The sequence below is a fragment of the Allobosea sp. FG18 genome (assembly GCF_057809495.1).
In genome coordinates this window covers 1-334 of record NZ_JBMDKB010000097.1, presented here as the reverse complement: position 1 = coordinate 334, position 334 = coordinate 1, and the positions used below count along the sequence as shown (strand labels likewise).

The 334-nt window shown below is 62.0% G+C and carries 1 pseudogene; it reads left to right on the top strand.

Annotated features, from left to right (window positions below):
- Positions 1 to 98: 98 nt before the first annotated feature.
- Positions 99 to 334 (top strand): annotated as a pseudogene (locus ACODTJ_RS29235) (ABC transporter substrate-binding protein); the annotation flags it as partial.

Here is a 334-nt window from a genome sequence, read left to right as displayed (position 1 = left end):
GGGCGAAAAACGCTTGCCCAGCGAGCAAAATCAGGCGATCTTGAAGTCAAGCGGCAGGCCACTTGGGGAATGTCGGGTTCAAACGGAAGAACAGACACATGCCGCGCCAGCCGATCATGCCGACGAAAACGGCCCTTGCCCTCGTCATGGGCCTGGGCCTGATGAGTGCTGCGCCTGCCTGGGCGCAGGAACTGACCGTCGTCTCCTTCGGCGGTTCCTATCAGGAGGGCCAGAGCAAGGCGCTCTTCCAGCCTGCTGCCAAGGCGCTGGGCATCAAGATCAAGGAGGAGACCTATACCAGCATCGCGGACCTGCGCCTCAAGGTGAAGGCCGG